General features: G+C 53.7%; 15 protein-coding genes. 10 read left to right on the top strand and 5 right to left on the bottom strand.

The features are described 5' to 3' along the window. Window positions 1-48: 48 nt before the first annotated feature. A complete protein-coding gene (gene mrcB, locus REIFOR_RS04450; RefSeq protein WP_158524287.1) occupies window positions 49-2,307 on the bottom strand; it encodes a penicillin-binding protein 1B in 2,259 nt (752 codons plus the stop codon). A gap of 324 nt (window positions 2,308-2,631) precedes the next feature. On the opposite strand from mrcB, the gene REIFOR_RS04445 reads away from it, so the two are divergent. Next, window positions 2,632-3,156, top strand: a complete 525-nt coding sequence (locus tag REIFOR_RS04445) for a DUF4124 domain-containing protein (protein WP_100256422.1) — start codon at window positions 2,632-2,634, stop codon at window positions 3,154-3,156. Window positions 3,157-3,201: 45 nt separating this feature from the next. Here REIFOR_RS04445 and REIFOR_RS04440 read toward each other — a convergent pair whose 3' ends face one another. Beyond that, window positions 3,202-5,523, bottom strand: coding sequence for a DNA polymerase II (locus REIFOR_RS04440; protein WP_100256421.1), 2,322 nt, complete (start codon window positions 5,521-5,523; stop codon window positions 3,202-3,204). Between the two features lie 261 nt (window positions 5,524-5,784). On the opposite strand from REIFOR_RS04440, the gene REIFOR_RS04435 reads away from it, so the two are divergent. Beyond that, window positions 5,785-6,729, top strand: coding sequence for a carbohydrate kinase family protein (locus REIFOR_RS04435; RefSeq protein WP_100256420.1), 945 nt, complete (start codon window positions 5,785-5,787; stop codon window positions 6,727-6,729). Then, entirely contained in the window at window positions 6,726-7,670 is a 945-nt protein-coding gene (locus tag REIFOR_RS04430; protein WP_100256419.1) for a pseudouridine-5'-phosphate glycosidase, read from the top strand. The genes REIFOR_RS04435 and REIFOR_RS04430 overlap by 4 nt, the downstream gene beginning before the upstream one ends. Window positions 7,671-7,716: 46 nt before the next feature. Here the strand turns inward: REIFOR_RS04430 and REIFOR_RS04425 are convergent, their stop codons facing one another. Next, window positions 7,717-9,483 (bottom strand): acyl-CoA dehydrogenase C-terminal domain-containing protein, encoded by a 1,767-nt coding sequence (locus REIFOR_RS04425; protein ID WP_100256418.1) that lies wholly within the window; start codon window positions 9,481-9,483, stop codon window positions 7,717-7,719. A gap of 76 nt (window positions 9,484-9,559) precedes the next feature. Then, the gene (locus REIFOR_RS04420; protein WP_100256417.1) at window positions 9,560-11,341 is read right to left on the bottom strand and encodes an acyl-CoA dehydrogenase C-terminal domain-containing protein; all 1,782 of its coding nucleotides are present in this window, start codon (window positions 11,339-11,341) and stop codon (window positions 9,560-9,562) included. A 355-nt stretch (window positions 11,342-11,696) separates the two neighbouring features. On the opposite strand from REIFOR_RS04420, the gene REIFOR_RS04415 reads away from it, so the two are divergent. From REIFOR_RS04415 to REIFOR_RS04385, 7 genes are all read left to right on the top strand, one after another. Then, a complete protein-coding gene (locus REIFOR_RS04415; protein WP_100256416.1) occupies window positions 11,697-13,265 on the top strand; it encodes an HD domain-containing phosphohydrolase in 1,569 nt (522 codons plus the stop codon). 185 nt (window positions 13,266-13,450) lie between these two features. Then, window positions 13,451-14,017, top strand: a complete 567-nt coding sequence (locus tag REIFOR_RS04410) for a hypothetical protein (protein ID WP_100256415.1) — start codon at window positions 13,451-13,453, stop codon at window positions 14,015-14,017. 89 nt (window positions 14,018-14,106) lie between these two features. After that, window positions 14,107-15,699 (top strand): HDOD domain-containing protein, encoded by a 1,593-nt coding sequence (locus REIFOR_RS04405; protein ID WP_100256414.1) that lies wholly within the window; start codon window positions 14,107-14,109, stop codon window positions 15,697-15,699. Then, window positions 15,696-16,556 carry an archaetidylserine decarboxylase gene (gene asd, locus REIFOR_RS04400; protein ID WP_100256413.1) on the top strand — a complete coding sequence of 287 codons (861 nt, stop codon included), beginning with the start codon at window positions 15,696-15,698 and terminating at the stop codon, window positions 16,554-16,556. The genes REIFOR_RS04405 and asd overlap by 4 nt, the downstream gene beginning before the upstream one ends. Window positions 16,557-16,794: 238 nt before the next feature. Beyond that, a complete protein-coding gene (locus tag REIFOR_RS04395; protein ID WP_100256412.1) occupies window positions 16,795-17,376 on the top strand; it encodes a ProQ/FINO family protein in 582 nt (193 codons plus the stop codon). Between the two features lie 357 nt (window positions 17,377-17,733). Continuing rightward, on the top strand, window positions 17,734-19,515 hold the full coding sequence (locus REIFOR_RS04390) for a hypothetical protein (protein ID WP_100256411.1): 1,782 nt from the start codon (window positions 17,734-17,736) through the stop codon (window positions 19,513-19,515). A 158-nt stretch (window positions 19,516-19,673) separates the two neighbouring features. After that, window positions 19,674-21,761, top strand: a complete 2,088-nt coding sequence (locus tag REIFOR_RS04385) for an EAL domain-containing response regulator (protein ID WP_145980231.1) — start codon at window positions 19,674-19,676, stop codon at window positions 21,759-21,761. A gap of 117 nt (window positions 21,762-21,878) precedes the next feature. Here REIFOR_RS04385 and serB read toward each other — a convergent pair whose 3' ends face one another. Further along, window positions 21,879-23,093: a phosphoserine phosphatase SerB gene (gene serB, locus REIFOR_RS04380; protein WP_100256409.1), complete on the bottom strand. Its 1,215-nt coding sequence runs from the start codon at window positions 23,091-23,093 to the stop codon at window positions 21,879-21,881. Window positions 23,094-23,110: the final 17 nt, after the last annotated feature.

Here is a 23,110-nt window from a genome sequence, read left to right as displayed (position 1 = left end):
CAGTGCCCTTGGATACGCGCCTTCGCATCGTCTCCGGCCGGGGCGGCCTTAATTAAACAGTTTTTGCCACCAGGTGGATTTTCGGGGCACCGCTCTATTATCCTGTTCGTTGCAGCTCATACTGGCGACCGGCTCGGTCCCTAAGATAAAGGGTAAGGACCTGGCATTGTCACAGCCGCTGGGCACCACAATACCCGCCTCGTTGACATCGAGCTGGGTGATGCCGAGCGGCACACCGCGCCGCTCTTGTTCCGGTCGCAACTCGGCCATAACCTTAATCCAGATCGGTAGGGCTCCGGTTGATCCGGTCAGCGGGGTGGTCTTATTGTTGTCTCGACCGACCCAAACAACCAGCTGGCGGTCGCCGGTAAAGCCACTAAACCAGGCATCCCGGTTATCATCGGTGGTGCCCGTTTTACCGGCGGCCCACCAGTGACTCGGCAACAACCATTGAATACTGGCGGAGGTCCCCATGACGGTGGCCTCATGCATCGCCGCCTGTAATAGGTAAATGGCTTCGGGACTGAACCGCTGACTGACTTTCAGATCATAGCGTTGGATAACCCCTAACTGCGGATGGGACACCGCCCGAATGGTATTTAAGGGCGAATAGAAGCCGTTGCCGCTGATGGTTTGGTACATTTGCGCCACTTCCATGGGCGACATACCGTGCGCGCCAAGCATTACCGCGGGTACCAGCGGAATGGAATCGGATACGCCGAGCCGGGCAATCACATCAAACACGCCAACCAGACCAATTTGCATGCCCAAGCGGGCAGTTGCCTGATTATAGGATTTGGCCAAGGCGTCAACCAACATCGGCTGGCCGTGGGCAATCCGGTCGTAGTTTTTCGGCTGCCAAAAAGTACCATCGCCCGCGGCGATGGTAACGTCGGCATCATTCAGCGGCTCGGCCAGGCTGTAACCCTGTTCTAATGCGGCCAAATAGACCGCCGGTTTCATCAGCGAGCCGATCGGCCGTTTGGCATCCAATGCCCGGTTAAAGCCACCAGCACGCGGTTCACGACCCCCGAGCATGGCCAAGATATCACCGGTCGAGGGCCGGGTTAGCACGGCCGCCGCTTCTAATATATTGGCTGCCAACTTGAAACGTTGTTCGGTTTTCGGCAAGGTTTCGGCAACCTGTTGCTCGAGGATGGTCTGCGCCAAGGGATCTAAGGTGGTAAAGATGGTCAAGCCTTCGCCGAGTAAATCTTCTTTGCGGTAATCGTTAGCCAGTTGCCGGCGCAAGGCATCCATAAAGGCCGGATAATTAGACTGCCGGGGCTTACTCGCTATATCCAACGCGGCACTGGAGGCTTGCCGATATTCGGCCTGGGTAATCAGGCCCTGCCTGAGCCAAACTGAAAGTACCGTGTCGCGCCGTGACTTGGCCCGCTTGGGGTGACGGCGCGGATTATAATAGGAGGGCCCTTTGATCAGGCCAATGAGCATCGCCTGCTGGTGAATCTGTAGGCCTTCGAGCGTGGTGCCAAAATAAAATTCGGCACCCAGGCCAAAACCATTAATAGCTCGAGCGCCCTGCTGGCCGATGTAGACCTCATTCATATAGGTCTCGAGAATGTCATTCTTGCTGTAATGCATTTCCATAATAACCGACATCAACGCTTCTTTTATCTTTCGAGTCAGCGTCTTGTCGGAGGTCAAATACATATTTTTGACCAACTGATTGGTTAAGGTACTCCCACCTTGAGAGGCCTGCCCTGAGGAGATATTGGCAAATAGCGCCCGCGCGATGCCGCGAAAGGAAATACCCCAGTGTTGAAAATACCGCTCGTCTTCAACCAAGACTAGGCCCAAGACCAATCGCTCCGGGATAGTATCGAGCGAATAGGGTACTCGGTCTTCGGTGATCCCGGGGTAGATTTGGCCGATATAGAGAGGGTCGAGACGCACCAAAGGCAGCGTTTGGCCATTCTCGGCAGCAAGCCCGGTTATACCATTGGCATTGAATTGCAGAGCAATCTTACCGGCCGGTTCGACGCCATCCCAGAAGTTAAAACCGCGCGTAAAGACCGATACACGGGCCCCTCTGACACTGTAGCGACCCGCCTGGAAAGCCTCATCTGCGGCTCGATAGCCCAGTTTTTGCAGTAATGCGACAAGACTGTCTTGGCTGATCGACGCTCCGACATAGAGCTCTTGCGCTTCGCTATAGACCCGTGCCGGTATTTTAAAGCGCCGACCTTCAAAGCCTTCGCGCACGATCGCGTTCAAATAGATCAGCCAAAAAAACAGGAGACAGGCCGCCACAAGACTCAACTGAACAAACAACTTAACGACCATAGGCCATTTGCCCGGCGCTTTTTTTGGCCGAATGGTGCCCTTAGGTTTGGCTTTTCGAGCTTTGGGAGAGTTTTTACGGATCATATGGCCGCTAGTATAGGGTGCAATGAAGCGAGTGTCTTGAACGCGGTGATGTTTTTATCCACCCTCGGCATCAACTCACGCCTTATCATCCTGAGATGCTCGACAGCTTTAGCGCCAGGCGGTAATCCGATTTTCCATAACGTGAACCAGGTAACGGCTTAGGTTGCCCATTTGGGCGAAAACCAGACTAGACTTAAAGCAGTGATTTGTCCCATTTTATGACGCTATGGAGTGTTACAGATGAACAAGAATAATCCCAGCTGGCGGCGATTGGCCCTTTGGCTACTGTTAACAGCCCTGCCAATGGCGGTTTTTGCTGCCGGGAAAATCTATACTTGGACGGATAAAAGTGGCGTCATACACTATGGTGATCGACCACCCATGGCGGCGCAGGCAGACGAGGTCGCCATTCAAGGCAAAAAGAAACTGCCCTTGGTGGTGGTTCAAGAACTGCTACCTGGACTCTGGTTTGGTTCGGCCAACGACGGCGGCGAGGTCAAGTTCACGCTGTTTGAGAATGGCAGCATCACCTACATTCAGACTCGGGCCGACCAGTCGGTTTACAATTATCAGGGGATCTGGACCTTAGAGAACACCAGCCTCACAGTGATTACCGAGTTCAGCCAGACCGCGCCACCCGGGGGTGATTTCAAGCGGTCGGTCCAACCTATTGCGCTCACCTACACTATTGTCGGCTTTAGCGAGAACGCCTTGGAGGTCATTATCGGGCCCGAACGCTTCAGTCTGGTGCGCTTGGATCCTTGATGGATAATGGGCTTTTGGGCGATGCGGCCCGCCGTTCGCTGACTGTTAAAACAGGCTCAGTTGGTCATCGATCAGGCTGTAGAAATCCTCCGACAAGAAATGCAGCAGGGCGTCGGCGATCGGGGCCAACTGCTTATCGATATAGTGCTCATAATCGAGCTGCGCCGAGATATAACCGACCGGCTGCCAACCTTGGACCGTCTTGACGTATTCAATATTACGCCCGCGCCAATGAGGTTGCTGTTGTCTCTTTATCCAGGCGGCCTGGACATGAGGTGGCATCTGCTTGTCATACTGTTCGATCGAACGGCGCAGGCGCCGCTTGTAGATCAATTGCTCATCCAATTTCCCCGCTTTCAAGTCTAATACCGTCTCGGTAATTAAGGCCTTATAAGGTTGATTTCGAAACACCCGTTCGTACAGGGATAACTGGAAGCGTTTGGCCAGCGCGGTCCAATCTGAACGCACCGCCTCCAGGCCTTTAAATATAAGTCGATATTCCCCCGCGCTGAGTTGCCAGCCGGCATAGCGTTTTTTCGAGCCCATCTCGGTGCCTCGAATGGTGGGCATCACAAACTGTTCGTAGTGGGTTTCGAATTCCATCTCCAGATGGCATGCCAGATCAAACTCGCTGCGCAATTTTGCTTGCCACCAGGCGTTCAACTCGCTGGCCAATTGCCGACCGAGTTGTTCCGGATCGGCATGGCCGGCGGCATGCACGAACACCGAATCGGTATCACCATAGATCACGCGATGGCCCTTGGCTTCAATAAAGTCACGACTCTTCTGCAAGATTTCGTGCCCGCGTAAGGTAATCGAGCTGGCTAGGCGCGGATCAAAAAACCGGCATAGATTGCTGCCCAATACGCCATAGAAGGAGTTCATTATGATTTTTATGGCTTGCGACATCGGCGCGTTTTTTTCCGCCTTGGCCTGATCACGCGCCTGCCAAAGCTGATCAATCAGGGCCGGTAGAATATGGTGTTGGCGATGAAAGCGAGCATCCAAAAACCCCGGCACCGTCTCGGCCACGGGTGCACTTAGGCCTTCTTGCAAACCCAAGGGGTCGATCAAAAAGGTTCGGATAATGGAGGGGTAAAGACTCTTAAAATCGAGCACCAAGACATTGCGATAGATCCCTGGGATACTGTCCATGACAAAGCCCCCGGGGCTGGTGGTTTGCAACTGTTGCTCACCGACGTTTGAGGCAATGTAACCCTGCCGGTGCAACCTGGGCATATAGACGGTATTGAACGCGGCCGACGAACCGCCGGCCCGATCCATCGCCAAGCCGGTGAGGTGACTGCGTTCGATAAGAAAATGCCACAGCCCGGCTTGCGCAAAAAGATCGAGCACCAATTGGGCATCGGCCAAATTATATTGCACAAAGGCGTTTAGATCCTCCCGATACAAACGTTCGATTTCGTTGACCCGATCATCGCTATGGTCAATTTTCTTGCCCCGTTGGAGCAGTGTTTGGGCGACGGTTTCCAATGAATAATCGTCGAAGGACCAGGCCGCCGAGCGAAATGCTCCGGGTCCGTCGATAACCTGACGGCCCTCCACTTCCAAATAAAAATGTTCTGCCTGGTCGGCCCGCGCGCGCCAGGCCGCGGGCACACCATTACGCCCGATGGAAAAAGACAGGCCGACTTGATCGCAGTGCTGCTGCAGGATTCTGAGATCAAAGTCGACCACGTTCCAACCGATAATACAGTCTGGATCATAGCTTGAAATGGCGTCGATAACGGCCTCAAGACAGGCCCGAACAGAGCCAAACCAATGCGCATCCAGAGTCGGATCGAGCGTCTGTTTAGCCTGGCCCTGATCAACTAGGAAAACTCGAGCCAAGCCCGCACCGGCCAATGCCACACTGTACAGATCGGGCGTTTTTCCCGGCTCAAACCAGGCGGTTTCAATATCGATCGACAGTGGCCGCAGGTTCGGCACGCTCTGCGCCGGCCGGGCCTGCTGAGCGTCAAACTGCACACTGCCGAATAAAAACCGCTCCATCAGATATCGCTCCGCTGGATTGATATCCTCTTCCCAAACCTTTAGGCCAACTTCCTTCCCTTGCCAAGCCCATCGGCGCTGCTGGCTAAAAGAACGGGAATAGACGGGCACCGCCGTGTCGCCCATCAGGGTTTTAAAGGTTTTCCCCGTTTGCCGAATGGCCGGCTTTTGCCGTTGCCAAATGGCTTGCCAGCGCTCCACTTGCCGCTCCGAGACAAAACAGACACTGTCCTGGCCACTCAATTGCCAGCACTGGGGCCCGTCTGGACCGCTCAACCAGAAGCGCAATTCGACGCCCGAATCGGTTTCCTGCCAGTGACGGCTTAAGATAAATAAAGGTGTACTCTGGACCACAGAAGTTCCAAAAAAATAGTAGATCTGCTGGCAGTTTACCACTAATCTGCCTGTTGCTCGTTTTTGCTCTACTGCACACGCTTATTGAGCAGCAACCTATGGTTCGGTCCTAGGTTGCGATATTGTGCTTGTTGCGCAGGAACCTGATCTATCTAATGCGTGGGTGAGTGCCCCGGCATATTGATGCATTGACGCAAGCGGGCCTGATTCGCTCTAAAACGACCCGGCATTGACACCATAGACCTCACTGGGAGGGTTACCATGACGAACACATTGCCATTGAGGACCCTTATTGTCGGTGGGGCCAACCTAGATATTACCGGTAGTTGTTTTGCCCGTTTTGTCCCCGGCGACTCCAACCCGGGTCTAGTGAAAAACAGTGCCGGAGGCGTGGGCCGAAATATCGCTGAAAATCTCCAACGCTTGGGTATGAACTGCTCCTTATTGACCGTATTAGGAGACGATATCGGACAAGCCTTAATACTGCGCAGCTGCACCGATGCCGGCGTCGATACCGGTCCCATTATCGTGCATCCCACGCTGACCACCGGCACCTATATGGCCATTAACAACCAACTCGGTGCACTGTTGGCAGCCATCGCCGACATGGCCATTATCGACACCCTAACACCGGACCAGTTGGCGCTGAAGGCTGCCTATTTTACGCAAGCCGATCAGATTATTATCGAGGCCAATTTGCCCGAAAACAGTATCCAATGGATTTGTGAGCAACACAGCAGCAAACCCATCTGTGCCGATGGCGTCTCGGCAGCCAAGGCACCGCGCCTGCGCTCGGTGTTGGCCCACCTAGATGTTTTAAAGGTCAATAGTGAGGAGGCGGCGGCTATTCTGCAAGAAACCGGTGACGACCTAGCATTGGCCAAGAAACTCCACGCCAAGGGCGTAAAAAACGTCCTCCTAAGCCAGGGCCCGCAGGGGGTTATTTTGCACAACCAAGATGGGACCTGGTATAAGTCAGCGATAAAGGGCGATAATGAAAATGATACTGGCGCCGGCGATTCGCTGTTTGCCGGCTTCGTAGCCGCTCGTCATCTCCTTAAGCGTCCAGCAGACCAACTCGAGTTTGCCGTTGCCTGTGCCACCTTTACGCTCAGCAGTACGGCTTCTGTCAACCCTAAACTTGGCGTGCACGAAATTCGTCAGCTTTTTTTAAGTCATCTTAGCAAGGGAGCTTGGTGCTCATGAGCCGCAACATCGACTACAGCGCATTTTTAGACATACACCCCGAGGTAGCCGAGGCATTGGCGAATAATCGGCCCGTTGTCGCGCTGGAAAGTACCATTATTTCTCACGGCATGCCGTGGCCCGACAATGCCCAGACCGCCTTGTTGGTTGAACAAACGATCCGCGACGCCGGTGCCATGCCCGCGACGATCGCCGTGATCGATGGCCGCTTAAAGGCCGGCCTTACTGAGTCGGAAATAGCCATTCTCGCCCAGGCCGGACAGACGGTGATCAAATGCTCCCGACGTGACCTGCCATTCGTCTGCGCCACCGGGCAGCACGGTGCCACAACCGTCGCAGCGACCATGATTATCGCGCAAATGGCCGGCATTCGAGTTTTTGCCACCGGCGGCGTCGGCGGCGTCCATCGTGGGGCAACGCAAACATTTGATATCTCGGCAGACCTACAAGAGTTGGCCAAAACCTCGGTGGCAGTGGTCTGTGCCGGGATTAAGTCGATTTTGGATTTAGCGCTAACGCGCGAATATCTGGAAACCATGGGCGTCCCGGTGCTCGGCTATCAGACCAGCTCATTGCCGGCGTTCTATACCCGAAGCAGCTCAGAAACGGTCGACTATCGACTCGACTCAGCCCAAGCCATGGCGCGCTTCTTGGCGGTTAAATGGCGCCTAAATCTAGACGGTGGAGTGGTCATTGCCAATCCGATTCCAGAAGCCGCGGCGATGCCAGAAGAAATCATCAAGACGGCGATCGAAACGGCTTTGGCGGAAGCGGCAGCGCGACAGATTCATGGCAAGGCATCGACGCCCTTTTTGTTGGCCCGTGTGGCGGAATTAACCGGCGGCGACAGCCTGGCCAGTAACATCCAATTGGTGCTAAACAACGCCCGCTTGGCGGCCGATATCGCTATCGAGTTGGCCCAGGATGCGCCCGGCCTTTAAGGCCGCGACACACACTGCCGGCTAAGCCGGCTGCGCTATTGGGTGCCTACATCAGGTCGGCATCCAAGGCCATCAGGGTGTCGCTGCCGGCCAAAACCTTGGCCAGGTAGGCGCCAGATTCCGGCAACAGGCGCTGGAAGAAGAAATCGGCCGTGGCCAGCTTAGCCCGATAGAAGTCACCCTCCCCCTGCTTGGCCACCTGCGCCATTTTCAGCCACATATGGGCATAGGCCGTCAATCCAAATAGATTCAAGTAATCGCAGCTCGCTGCGCCGATCGCATTGGCATCGAGCGATGACTGCTGAATCACAAAGTCGGTGGCTTGACTGAGTTGGGTCAACGCCACGTTTAAAGCCTGGGCTCGGGGATCGGACGGCTCGGCGGCGGCGATGTCAACGCTCACCTCTTGATGGAATAGTTTAAAGGCCTTGCCCTGGTCTCCAACCACCTTGCGGCCCATGAGATCGAGCGCCTGAATACCGTTGGTACCCTCATAAATTTGGGCGATGCGGGCATCGCGGACAAACTGCTCCATGCCCCATTCGCGGATATAACCATGACCGCCCAACACCTGCTGGCCCAAGATAGTCGTATCCAGGCCACGATCGGTAAAATAGGCCTTGGCGACCGGTGTCAGCAGTGCCACAAGGGCCGCCGCCTTCTGCGCCGCAACCGGGTCCGGTTGGCCCTTAGCCAGGTCGAGCCACATGCCAACATAGGCGGCGAAGGCCCGTCCGCCCTCATTATAGGCCCGCTGGGTTAAGAGCATACGGCGCACATCCGGATGCACCATAATGGGGTCGGCGGCATGCTCAGGCGACACGGCACCGCTCGGCGCTCGCGACTGTCGACGATCCAGAGCATAGGCCCGGGCCGATTGATAGGAGACCTCACCCAAACCAATGCCCTGCAGGCCAATAGACAGTCGTTCATAGTTCATCATGGTAAACATCGCGGCGAGGCCCCTATTGGCCTCGCCGACCAGGTAGCCGGCGGCGCCATCGAAGTTCATCAGACAGGTGGCTGAACCCTTAATGCCCATCTTGTGCTCAATACTGCCACACCGAACCTGGTTCGGCGCACCGCATTGGCCGTCCTCGGTGACCAACATCTTGGGCACCAGAAACAGCGAGATGCCGCGCGGTCCCTTCGGCGCGTCGGGCAGTTTGGCGAGTACCAGATGGATGATATTTTCGGTCAGGTCGTGCTCGCCACCGGTGATAAAGATCTTCGTCCCGGTAATATCATAATGACCGGCGCCATTGGGCACCGCTTTGGTGGAGAGGATACCGAGGTCAGTACCACAATGGGGTTCGGTAAGGCACATCGAACCGGCCCAACGGCCCTCGTACATAGCCGGTAAATAGGTTTTTTTGAGCTCTTCGGAACCGTGTGCGAGTAGGCTTAGGCAGGCCCCGGCCGTTAAGGCCGGATACAGGGCAAAGGAGGTATTGGCCGCGTAGACCATCTCTTCGAACATGACGGTCAGCATTTTAGGCAAGCCCTGGCCGCCATACTCCGGGTCACCACCCAGGCCGACCCAGCCGCTCTCAGCGTAGGTTTGATAGGCAGCCTTAAAACCGCTTGGTGTGGTCACCTTGCCATTCAGATAGGTGCACCCCTCCTCATCACCCTGGCGATTCAACGGCAGGAGTTCGGCTTCACAGATACGAGCACCCTCCTCGAAGATGGCATCGGCCAGCTCCATCGACGCATCAGCCGTGGACGGCATTGAGGCCCACAGGGGATCAACCTTAAAAACCTCAGCCAGAATAAAGTGAATGTCGCGAAGAGGAGCCTTGTATGATGCCATCGTAAATACCCTGTTAAGTGTTGCCCGGCCCACCCGGTCACACTAACCGGGTAATCAATTGCCGTTGTTGGAAAGGCTAAAACGCGAAATGGGACTCATCGAGCGCCATAATACTGTCTACACCGGCCAACATCATTGCCTTGTGGGACAGGGTTCGCGGCAAGATACGCGCAAAATAAAACTGTGCTGTGCTGATCTTGGCTAGATAAAAGTCACGTTCATCGGTGTCGGTCGCGAGCGCTGCTTGAGCCGTTTGGGCCATGCGCAACCAATAGTAAGCCAACATAACATAGCCAGAATACATCAGGTAGTCGACTGCCGCCCCGCCCACCTCTTCGCGATTTTGCATCGCCTTCATGCCGATCTGTAGCGTGACATCACCCCATTCTTTGTTGGCGGCCTGCAGTTGCTCGACCAAGGGCTGTAACTCGCTATTGCCATCCATCTCCTGACAAAGCTTGTGAATGAGTTTGGTAAAGCGTTTTAAGCTGTCTCCCTGGGTCATTAGTACCTTGCGGCCCAACAAATCGAGCGCCTGAATCCCGGTGGTGCCCTCATAGAGCTGAGAAATACGATTGTCACGGACAATTTGCTCCATGCCCCATTCACGAATAAAACCATGACCGCCGTATATTTGCACACCGTGGTTTGCCGCCTCGGTCCCCACCTCAGTGAGGAAGGCTTTGGCAATAGGGGTTATGAACGACAGCAGTTCATTGGCATCGTCGCGAATCGCCTCGGTAGCACCCTGTTTGACCCGATCGACCATAAAGCCGGCGTCGTGCAGCATCATCCGGCCGCCCTCGGCAAAGGCTTTTTGGGTTAGCAGCATACGGCGAACATCGGGGTGCACGATGATCGGATCGGCCGCTAGATCGGGCGCCTTGGCACCGGTTAAGGAGCGCATGGCCAGCCGTTCACGGGCATAGGTCAAGGCGCCCTGGAACGACAGTTCAGCCGAGGCAACCCCTTGCATTGCGGTGCCTAGACGGGCGAAATTCATAAAGGTAAACATGCAGCGCAACCCGGCGTGCTCCGGCCCGACCAAAAAACCGGTCGCGCCATCGAAGTTCATCACACAGGTCGCGTTGCCATGAATACCCATCTTGTGTTCGATGGCGCCACAACGGACCTCATTTCGGCTTTGATCCGGCAGGAATTTTGGCACAATAAACAACGATAAACCTTTAGTGCCCTCGGGCGCTCCGGGCAGTCGCGCGAGTACTATATGAACAATATTTTCAGCCATATCGTGCTCACCGGAGGAAATGAATATCTTGGTGCCGGTGATTGCATAGCTGCCATCGGCGTTCAGTTCTGCCTTGGCTTTGAGCGTTCCCAAATCAGAGCCACAATGGGGTTCGGTTAGACACATGGTCCCGGTCCAAGCACCGGAAACCAGCTGGGTGAGATAGGTCGCTTTTTGCTCCTCGGTGCCATGGATCTCGATGGTGTTCATCGCGCCATGCGATAGGCCGGGGTACATGCCCCAGGACCAGTTCGCTTCCGAGATCAGTTCCGAGACCACGCTGCCTATCGATGCAGGCAAACCCTGACCGCCAAATTCAACCGGCTGGGCCAAGGAGGGCCAGCCGTTCTCGACCCACTGTTGATAGGCCGCGGGAAAGCCGGTTGGTGTGGTCACCGTACCGTCCTGATAAACACAACCTTCGATATCTCCGACGCTATTTAAGGGCGACAAGACCTCTTCACAGAATTTTCCGGCTTCGATAATGATCGCGTCAATCATATCGGTACTGGCATCGTCAGCCCCGATTGCAGCGTAATGGGTCGTGGAATCGAGCACTTCATGCAGCACGAATTGCAGATCTCGTAATGGGGTTTTATAGGCTGGCATTGGGGTGACCTCTCTTCTTGGCCCATTCGGGGGCGTCAATCTTATGAGTTGTTTGAGTTTGAACAGTTCAGATTGCCGAGCAACAAAAGCTGCTCGCTCCGGCTTTCAAACGATCGTTTTAAACATACGTTCGGCCTTGTGCCTTGTCAAGCTGGCGCATAAATTTCAGGTTATTTGGGGAGAGTTTTCGCCTTAATTTCGACTCGGTGAGGTTACTATTGCCTTACCGTCATCAATCATTTGGCTCCCCTGGTACCAATGCAAATCATAATGAACAATTAACTACAAAAAGCCTGGGCAAGAAATCACAATCCTTACTAAGGTTAGCTTGAACTCTCATTTGGACAACCCCCCCATGCGCAGCCAACCTAGGCCTCTCCGTCCAAGCAGCCAGCTGGCTTGGAGCCTCAATACCTCGGGGGAATTGTTAATCCGCCTGGCGCAAGAAACCAGCTTGCCTGGGCTTATGAATCTGATTCTAACCGAGGCTCAGAGCATCACCGGGGCCGAAGGCGGAACCTTCTATCGCGTCAGCGGCGAGGATGATTTGGCCTGTCTGAAGTTTACCGCTATCAGAAATTCGGCATTAAATATTCGTATTTATGATGCCGAGGCCAAAAATGTCAGCGGTTGGCGACCAATACCCCTGTACATAGACGGACAGCCAAACCATGCCAATGTGGCTTCCTTTGTGGCCTTGACCAAGGATACGGTGATCATTGAAGACGCGTATGAAACCAATAATTTCGACTTTTCCGGCACCCGCGTTTTTGATCAATCCCATCACTATCGCTCGCGTTCTATTATGGCCGTGCCGCTGCTCAACCATGATCAGCAGGTGATCGGCGTAATGCAGCTCCTCAATGCACGCAATGCGCGGGGCCAGCTGCACACGTTCAGCATCGAGGATCAGGCTACCGTCGAGGCCATGGCCAAGTTTGCCGCCATTACCCTAGACAATCATAAGCTGGTCGATAGCCATAAGAACTTGTTGGATGCCTTTATTAAGTCTCTCGCGCAAATTATCGATGTGCGCTCACCCCATACCTCGGCGCATTGCCAGCGCATTCCGGTGTTGACCGAACTGATCGCCGGTGCAGCCTGTGCGCAGCAAAGCGGTTATTTTAAAGATTTCGATCTCGATCAAGATGGCTGGTATGAGCTCCATGTGGCGGCTTGGCTGCACGACTGTGGCAAGTTGGCGACATCGGAGAATGTGTTGAACAAGAGCACCAAGCTGGAACGCTTACACGATGGCATCGATGCCATTCGGGCCCGATTCGCAACCCGTGTCGCCTATGCCGCAAGCGAGCAGGAACGGCGCCAAATTCGCGCGGACCTGGTCTTAATCGAGCGCATCAACAAAGGCGGCGAATTCATGTCCGACGCTGAAAAAGATCAGGTTAAGAGCATTGCGCAAGCTACTTGGCAAGATGCCTTAGGGCAGGAGCGGGCGTTGCTCTCCCCAGACGAGGTCGTCAATCTGTGCATCACGCGCGGCACCATCAATGAAGATGAACGCGCGCATATTAATCGACACATTAACCTGACCATCGAGGTCCTAGAAAACCTACCCTTCCCCGCCAAACTAAAAAGGGTCCCAGAATACGCCGGAGGGCACCATGAACGGATGGATGGCACCGGTTATCCCAAGGGATTGACGCGCGATCAAATGTCGATTCCGGCGCGCATTATGGGTGTCGCCGATGTCTTCGAGGCGCTCACGGCCAAGGAGCGACCGTACAAACCGCCGATGCCACTGAGTCAGGCCTTTGCCATCCTGCGCACGATGAGGGCGGAGCACCACATCGATCCGGATGTCTTTGAACTCTTCCTCACCAGTGGCGTATGGCGCGGATACGCTCAGGACCATATGCTGCCGGTCCAGATCGATGTCGATGACATCAAACCCTACCTGGTCTAGCGCGCAGGCAACGGCCCTGGGACGCTGCTGTCACATAAGGTCGACTGCATTAATCGGGAGCGATTATAACCAGCGCTGGGGTATCTAACCGCACTTCAATAGCTAAAAACTCTAATGGCAGATTTGCGGAAACAGCGTTTGCTCAACCATAATAAGGACACGGGAAGAGACAATAGGGATATTCGATGACTGGCAGAGCGAATCAGCCTCGCGATCTGGTTTGGGATCTGGAAGATTTCAGATCGCCGGACAATGCGATGCGGTTTTTTAACCTGTTCAAAAACAGTTTTATGGTTTACTCCTCATCGGTCGAAAAGCTGTATTGTGCATACAGCTCCCAGTTAACTGGGCCAATGGATCGAAAGCGCATGGTGGTTCTACCTGACTTCAACCAGTTCGAATCCATTTTCAGTCGAATTAACGCCACCGCCGTGTCCGAAACATCGATCGTTATTTACCCCAAGGTCATCCAAGGCAAGACCCGCCTGCTGCTATCGGGTCATGCCAAGGCCGCCGGCACAATCGAGACTTTGCCGCTCAAACAGGGCTTAAAAGCCCTGAAAATGGGTTATTTCGACCAGAACCCTATTTCCCCAGCCCTGATGCTGGGCGATTTACGCGAATTCCCCGAAAAACCCCTACCTTACCTTAGGCTGCATTCGATCAATTGTGCTCAATTAACCAGCCTATCCGACTTCGAACGTCGGGATATTAGCAAGGGCGCCTGGGCAAAACTGGTCAACTTTATGTAGCTCGAACGGGGTATTTTAGCCGAGGCCAGAAAAGCCCGCCAACCTTTGCTATAGTGACCGCCCGTAAGCAAAAAAACATACGTGTATTCATGAAGAACAATGCAGATTGGTTTGCTCGAGCGCAGAAGCTTCAGCTACCCGCGATCCTCCCGATAAAGGCTTTTCCGTCGGCCGATGCTCCCTTATTGGAGTGGATGAGCCTTATCCGTGAAGACCCACTCTTAACCGTACATCTGTTCCGTTCGGCCAATAAGATGATCTCCGGCCAAGATATGGCGGTAAAGACCCTGGATCACGCTGTGTCATTTTTGGGCAGTACCCGCTTGATTGCACTGTGCGCCAAGATACCTCGCATTGTTGAGGACAGTGCGGAGGTTGAGGGTCTGCTGCGCGCTATTGGTGATAGCCTGGTGGCCGCCAGTCTAATGCGCCAATGGTACGAAGTACGTCAAATCCCCTGGTCTGAAGGCGATTATTGGACAAACGTTTTTTATGACATGGGACTTTGGGTTCTGTGGCTGCTCGAACCGGCAAAAATGGCCAATATCGAGTCCAGCGTCGCCCAGGGTAAAAATCGCGACTCGCTGTTACGCGAGCTTTTAGGCATGGAACTTAGAGCCTGGAATGAAAAAATTTGCCGCCATTTTCAACTTCCTGTCCTCGTCAGCAAAGCCGACGATGACGTACCAACTGCCGGTGAAATTCGCACATCCAGACAGTCAGCGCTAACGTTTTTTTTGCCATTCAGTCACGATTTGGCCTGCGCAGTGCGCCGAGACTGGCAATCTGAAGCGCTCAATAGCCTATGCAAAACGGGCGAGAACGTACTCGGCATGAGCGAATTTCGACCCACCCTCAAACGTTGGGTGACCAACGCTGCACGGGAAATTACCTCACCTCATGCAGCCTTGGCGGCACGACGCCTAATTGCGCAGCAACCGGGCGGCAGCCTCGTCGACTCGACCAACTCGGTCGATTCTGACTGGGAGCTGGCCAATAACTCAGTCGAACCACCGTCGGCAATTGCCCACAGCGAATCACCCGAAGACCGTCCTAGGCCGCCCACAGTACCAAAAGCGCCAGCCGTAAAACAAGGCGCCGTCCCAGCGACCAAAGCAAAACCGGCCGCTAAAAAAATTGTCGCGGATAAGCCCAACATAAAGGCAATGCAACGCAAGGCCGTTGACCTCAATATTAAGGGCCAAATACAGCGACAGTTTGGTGTCGACAAAAATTGGCACTCCCCGAGTGACCTCCATAAAAGTGCACTCTATGGTTTGCATCATGGCCTAGGCCTAACTCGGATTGTGATCTTTGAAGTCAAGAACGACACCTGGCAAGCCTTTGGCCGCGCTGGGTGCAAAGAACACGCGGAATTAGGTTCCCTAACTCTGCCGATTCAATCGTCGAGCATCCTGATGGAATTTACTAAGCGCGTCACCGCCTTATGGGTTAACCCCACCAACCGGCCAAAGGCGGAAAAATTATTGCCCGCGAACTTAATCGCCACGGCCGGCAAGGGAGACTTTTTTCTGCGCTCCTTTGCCGTCGGACCAAAGATTACCATGCTGCTCTATGTCGACGGCTACAATCAGCCCGAAGCCTTAAATGCAGTCGACTATAAATTGTTCCGAGAGTATTGTGCCGATTGGAACACCGCCTTAACTAAAGTGAAATCATGACTCATACCTTTAAAGACAAGCTTTTTATTGCTGGCCAATATCTATTGCCACATCATCTTATTTCACGACTTATCGGTGTTTTGGCCGAGTCTGAGTGGCCCTGGATACGCGACCCCCTGATCCGATTTTTTTTGCAACGATTTAATATCAATCTGGCCGAGGCCGAACGTGAACAGGCCGCCGACTATCACTCTTTTAATGATTTTTTTACCCGAGCACTGAAATCTGATCGCCGTCCAATCGCCGGCAGCCCAACCGATTGGGTCAGCCCAGTAGACGGCTGCGTCAGCCAATTTGGTCGTATCGATGCGGGGCGGATCATTCAAGCTAAGGGTCGGGACTATTCTCTCAGCGAGCTATTGGGCGGTGATACCGCAATGGCCGAGCAATTCGATCAGGGTGAATTCGCCACCCTCTATCTGTCGCCCAAAGACTATCATCGGATCCATATGCCCATGGCGGCGCGCCTGGTTAAAACGCGGTTTATTCCGGGTAAGCTGTTCAGCGTCAATCCCTTAACGGCCAATACTGTGCCACGTTTATTTGCGCGCAATGAGCGCTTGGTCTGTGAATTCGAGTCGCCGCAAGGCCGATTTGTAATGGTCCTGGTCGGCGCCATGGTCGTCGCGAGCATAGAAACCACCTGGTCCGGCGTGGTGGCTCCCTGGCGTCGACGCATCCAAGAGCAGAGCTTTGACGACCCGACACCGGTTTTCGAACGCGGCCAAGAGATGGGCCGGTTCAAGCTGGGCAGTACTGTTATCCTAGCCTTTGAACAGAACGGAATTCGCTGGGCTGAGGACATCAAAACCGGTGCCAACATCCGTCTGGGGCAACGCCTCGGCCAGGATGCCTGATTCAGCCATTGCTCGTTATGCCCGGTCGATCCATCGGGCATAACGCTCTTCTAACAGCCTTAACACAGGTCCGCAAAGCGCCTGATGCCAACATTGTGGCAGGGTCAGTCCGAATTTCTATCTCGCTCACCCCCGACAGATGAAACTTTCAGAGCTTAAGGGCCATTTCAACTGTCAAAATCGTTCATAACCTTGTATCCTTGCGCGCATCCAATTTACAGATGCTCAAAAGATACCCATGTCTGAACAGCCTATAATTACGCCAGAAGTACCCGAAGATAGTCAAAAGAAGCAAGAAGCGAAACGCAAGAAAGAATATGAAGCGAATCGCAAGGCGCTAGACGAATTATGCCTATTGTATCCGGAAGTTTTTGACGCCTCCAAACCGAAACCACTGCAAATTGGAATACATGAAGCCATTGCAACGGACGGGAAACTCTCCAAGACTCGCATTCGACGTGCGCTCAATCTCTATGTACGCACTCGTTCTTATGTTGCTTGTCTCGCCTTAGATGCCGAGCGCGTTACGCTCGGCGGCATTGTCACGGGTAAGGTCTCTGCCGAAGAGGCCACCCATGCCTTGGAGAAACTGGTTGAAATCGATCGTAAGCGTGCGCTTAAACGCCCTGCTGCCGGAAAAGCTAAGGGCCCACGTAAAAACACTCGCAAGCCTGCCGGCGATAAAACGAGACCAGGCCAGGCCGCTAAGGTCTCCGTTGAGGCCGCCCCAGCACCAGCCGCAAAGCCGGTTGATGAGGCAAGCTCAGGTGATCGCATGCAATCCAAGTTGGCCGCCCTGGTTAACAAACGCAGTAACTGAGTCATAAAATGGGGCGCCATGCGCTCCTTTTATATCACTTCCGCCCCCCCTCGCTCGTCTTCAGCCTACTCCTTGGCTAGCCCCAAATGTTCGTTACCGACGGTAACTGTCCTATAACCTATGCCCGGCCCTAAGCGATTTTGTATTGCAATACTCTTATGGGCACTGATATCCATTTAATTGATAAATCTCAGCCAATTTGGTGAAAAGTCTGGCTAAGCTTCTAACAACGCTTGAGCGGATCAGGACTGGCCGGCGCCTAAGCCATGACCACTACCGTTCAAGACCAAAACCAGGCCGCAGCTTGACGATTGAGAAATACGGCTATACTGACGTTGATCACAACAGGTGACACTCATGCAATACCGCGACCGACCCTATTTAAAGGTACCGGAGCAAAACAAGGCAACATTGAGCTTTTGCGACCCGACTCATCGCCAGTTAAACGCCTGGGTCAACGACTTGCCAATGGCCAATATGGGTGAGGCGTCTCGGCAGCTCTATCACGCGGTAATCGAATGTAATCAACTAAAGGTATCTGATGCCGCACGCATCGAACTGATGGATTTGCTGCGCGGCCCTATTCATTTTGTCTGCCAACAACTCAATGCGCGCTACCTGAACCAGGGTGTCGTGTTAGACGACCAGCAACGAAAGGTGGCCAATCTGGCGCAAGCCTTGCACAACCATTTAGGCGTCGGTTACAAAATCATTATTCAGAATCTATTGGCTCAGGGCGGCAACCGGCACAAAAGCCTGCTGGCCAGGTCTGTGCACAGAGCCTTGAACGAATTACTGCCCACGATTTTACGCGCCTATCAACTCTATCTTAAGGCTCCGACCGGTATTTGGCACGAAATCCACCAGCTTTATCAAATTGTCTCCGGCCTCAATCTGCAAAATGAACCCATAGACGACGCCTTTGAGGATCCGGCACTCAATATCCAACAAACCTATCTCAAGATTGTCCTCTTAGGTGCCTGCCAACCCAACCAACTGTCGCAGCGCGAACTCAAAACGATCTTCACATCGCTAGGCCCATGGGCTACCCATCTAGTAATAGATGAGGTGGCAAATGAACAATCGGTACTGGTCATTAATCCCGAACTGGATAGTGCACCCTACTCTCGTTATTTGATTAAAAAAACCAATCTAACGGCATACCTAGGCGTCAATGTGCTGCCGCTGGTGCGGTTACTCCACCACGATCACAAAACTCTCTCGTCAACTAATCAGGGCCAGGGACTGATGGCGGTGGCGGCTGACTTTAATCTAAGCCTGTTAGCACACCTAATTCATTTCTGGGGCGGCATGAAGCAGCGCAGTTTTTCGCGCACGGCGACAGGTGGCGAACTGTCCATGGCCGTCGGTTTGACCGCGACGCATTTTCACATAGCCGGTGGCGTCGGCTTCCATGCCGCACTCTATGGCTCATCACGCCAGAGCCAGACGCCCTTTGCTAGCGTCGAGCGCAACCAATTTCACGCCTGTGATACCCAATCAATCCGGGCGCAGCGAGATGTCTGGGGGCATTCATTCGATGCCGATGGCGCCGACAAAATGAGCCAAGATGAGGGCACCGAGTTCACTAGCAAGCAACCAGAAACTCAACCTGCATATGGCGGGCGGTTGGTTAATGTCAGCTCGCGCGGCTACTGCCTGCAATGGCGCGAAAAGCCGGCGAATAGTCTTCAGACCGGTGAAGTCGTCGCGCTTAAGGAGGAGGATCTTCAGCATTGGAATCTGGGATTAGTCCGCTGGATTCGCCAAGGCACCCGGTTCGGCACGCAAATGGGCGTTGAATTACTGGCACCAAACAGTCAGCCCTGTGGCATTCGCCAGTTACCCAAAACCGGCCCGCATGGCGACTATGTGCGCGCCCTGTATATCCCTGAAATAACCGCCATTGGTCAGGAAGCGTCCATATTAACGCCGCGCCTAGCGTTCGAGGTGGGCAATAAGGTGTCCGTCAATCGAGGGGGCCATCAAGAAACATTTCAACTGACTAAGCGGGTATTGACCACCGGTATTATCGGCCAGTTTCATATCCGCGCTATCGCGCAGCGAAGCGGCCCGTTACAACAAAAAACCGACGTCGATGAGCGCGACCATTTTGCATCCCTTTGGCGCCAACTCTAGTCCCGAACACCCCTCGGATCGACTTGCTAAAAAGAATTGTCCAAAAAGCGAACTTGCTAACAGAATTTTTATTCAAGACGGGTTACGGTGAAAAATCCACCTTTTGTTACTATGCTTTAACCTGTAACTCTCCATTCCAACGCCGAGTGTTTGATTATATGAGTACCAGTTCCAGCCGAGCGATTCGAATTTTACTGATCCATGATACTCAGAATGAAGCCGAGCCGGTCACCAATGCCATCCGAAATTCCGGCCAGGCGGTGCGAAGTCACTTTATCGCCTCACTGGAGGAGTTAAATAAGGTTATCGAGGAGCAAACCTGGGATCTGATGCTCGCAAAACTCAATACCGCGACCATCGATGCAACCGAAGCGGTCGCCGCCATTCAGCGCGATGGCATGGACATCCCGATGATTGGACTTATTGAGGCCTATAATGACGATATCATTGCCAGCGCGCTCGATATGGGCATGGCCGACGTTGTCGTGGAAAGCTCGCTTCAACATCTGGCGCAGGCGGTCAAAAGAGAGGTCGCCTCGCTCAAAGCGCGCCGCGATCTGCGCTCGCAGAGTGTGAGTCTGCGTGAGACGGAGAAACGGTGTCAGCTGCTCTTGGAAAGCTCCGTCGATGCCATCAGCTACGTCCATGAGGGGATGCACATCTATGCCAACCCCAACTACATGGAATTGTTCGGCTATCTGGATATCGAAGACTTACAATGCACTCCCATTATGGATCTGGTCACATCCAGCGCGGTTAACGAGCTCCGTGAGGCACTCAAGGGCTTTAAAGATGGCAAGCTTCAGCATCTCAACAGCATTGGCTTGCACGCGGATGGGTCAGCGTTCGATATTCATATGGCCTTTTCCGCGGCCAGTTATGAAGGCGAGCGGTGCACGCAAATAATCATTCGCAAACAGGAATCCAGCAATGAAGCGCTGGAAGAAAAAATCCGCGAGATCAGTTCCCAAGACCCGATAACCGGCCTATTCAATAAATCATACTTTAACGAACAGCTGGATAAAGCCTATGAGCAGGTGCTGATCCAGGCTAAACGCCAGATCGTCGTGCACATCGGTATTGCCAACTTCGCGGACATTAAAACCACGGTCGGCATTGCCGGTACCGACCTCTTGCTCGAACAGCTCGCCGAACAGTTGCGCGCTAAAGCGCTCCCGGGCGGTGTTTTTGCGCGCTACTCCGATGACATGTTTGCCATGATCGCGCCCACGTCTGACCTCGAAGCAATTCAACACTATTGGCAGGTTGTCCAAAAAGCCATTGCCGAGCACCTGTTTGAGGTCGACGGCAAGACCCTAACGGTTAGCCTGATATGCGGCTTCGCCCATATGGATGAGGCCGGCAAGGCTGGCAATGAAGCCTTGGTACAGGCCGACCAGGCTTACAATAGCGCGGTCAAACAACACAAGACTCAGGCTTACTTCGATAAGTCGGACATCGCCAACCTCGCCGACAACTCCATTCTCGCCAAGCTGGAGCATGCGCTCGACCACGATAAGATGCGCATCCAGTTTCAGCCGATCATGAGTCTACGCGGGGATAATAGAGAACACTATGACATCCTCGTGCGCCTGCAGGATAAGGATGGCAGTGAAATAGTGCCCGATGACTTCTTGCCTTCAATCGAAAATAGCGAGTTGAGCGGAAAACTCGACCGTTGGGTGGTGGCGCGCAGCATCACGGCACTCTCCGAACATCATAAACGCGGTCACGATACCCAGCTGATGATTCATTTGACCGCCGCCTCGATCCAGGACCCCACCTTCCTACCCTGGGTCAACAGCCAGCTACGCAATAGTAAGCTGCCCGGTGACGGCATCTGTTTCCAAATCACGGAAAATGTCGCGCATCGTTATCTCAAAGCAGCAAAGGCCTTCAGTAAGGGGCTGGGGCTGCTAAAATGTCAATTATCGGTTAATCAATTTGGTCTGGCCGAAAATGGCTTCGCACTGACCCAGCATCTCGATATTAGCTATGCCCGAATCCACGACAACCTAGTCACCGAACTGGTCGCTAAGGGCCAAGCGTCAGAGGAATTGGCCGACCTGTTTGCCGAAATCCATAAACACGATATCAACTCGATCGTGCCCAAAATTGAACATTCCGAAATACTCGCGGCCCTGTGGGAGTTGGGCGTTAACTATATCCAAGGTTACTACCTGCAAGCGCCATTGGATGATATGGACTACAGTTTTGACTCAGATGAGGATGATGACGCGACCTAGTACAAACGACCTAGTACGAACAATTTAGTACGAACTACCTAGTACGAACAATTTAGTACGATCAACCTAGTACGAGCGCCCTGGCCTGCCACCTATATGGCTGGCTAGGGTCGGACCTCAGGAGTGAATTTCCTGATCTCTAAAGCCCAGAAAATACAACACGCCGTCTAATCCAAGGGTTGAAATAGCATGTCGGGCGTTTTCCTTGACCATCGGCTTGGCGCGAAATGCGATGCCCAAACCGGCCTCCGATAGCATCGGTAAATCGTTGGCACCATCACCGACGGCGATGGTTTGCTCCAACTGAATACCTTCTTGCTCGGCCAATTGTTTTAACAGTCGCGCCTTCATGGCGCCATCGACGATATCACCGACAACCTCACCTGTTAGCTTGCCATCCTGAATATCTAAATGATTGGCGAAGACAAAGTCTATGCCGAGCTTTTTTTGCAGGTAATGCCCGAAATAGGTAAAGCCGCCGGATAGGATGGCGGTCTTGAAGCCATAGGCTTTCAGGGTTTTCATCAAGCGTTCGGCGCCTTCGGTAATCGGCAACTGGGCGGCGATGTCGGCCAACACCGATTCATCCAAGCCCTTGAGCAGCGCCATGCGTTGGCGAAAACTCTGTTGAAAATCGATTTCACCCTGCATTGCTGCCTCGGTTATCTTTGCCACCTGCGCACCGACGCCCGCGGCCTTGGCCAGCTCATCGATCACTTCTGCTTCGATCAGCGTGGAGTCCATATCGAAACAAACCAAGCGGCGATTACGGCGATAAACCGAATCGACCTGGAAAGCCACGTCGACATCAAGTTCCGAACTGATGTGCAAGAAGCGCTGGCGTAACTGCTCCGGACTGTTGGGCTTACCTTGCAGTGTGAGCTCAATGCAGGCCTTATCATTGGCGGTACTGCTGTGCAGACCGACTCGACCCGTCAGACGGGCAATATCTTGGATATTCAAGCCCTGTTCCGATACCGCTCGAGAAACATGGGCCAGATGTTCGGCCGTCATGCGCCGTGCCAGGATGGTCAGGACAAAACGGTCTTTGCCCTGCTGACCGACCCAATGCGCATAGGCTTCATCACTAACCGGGGTGAAGCGAACGTGGAGATCCTGCTCATGCGCTTGGTAGAGCAGTTCTTTCAGCATATGCGCGGTGTCAGACGCCTCGGGCAACTGCACTAACATGCCGAGGGATACCTGATCATGGATCACCGATTGGCCGATATCCAGCAAGGTCACACCCGCTTCGGCCAGTATCTGGCTCAGAGCAGCCGTCAGACCGATTTGATCTTGACCACTGACCTTTAACATTAAAATTGTGCTCAAGATATACTCCGGATGAG

It is taken from the genome of Reinekea forsetii (assembly GCF_002795845.1).
Taxonomy (GTDB): Bacteria; Pseudomonadota; Gammaproteobacteria; order Pseudomonadales; family Natronospirillaceae; genus Reinekea; species Reinekea forsetii.
Note: the sequence above shows the minus strand (reverse complement) of the source record. Positions and strands in the feature narration are given on the sequence as shown.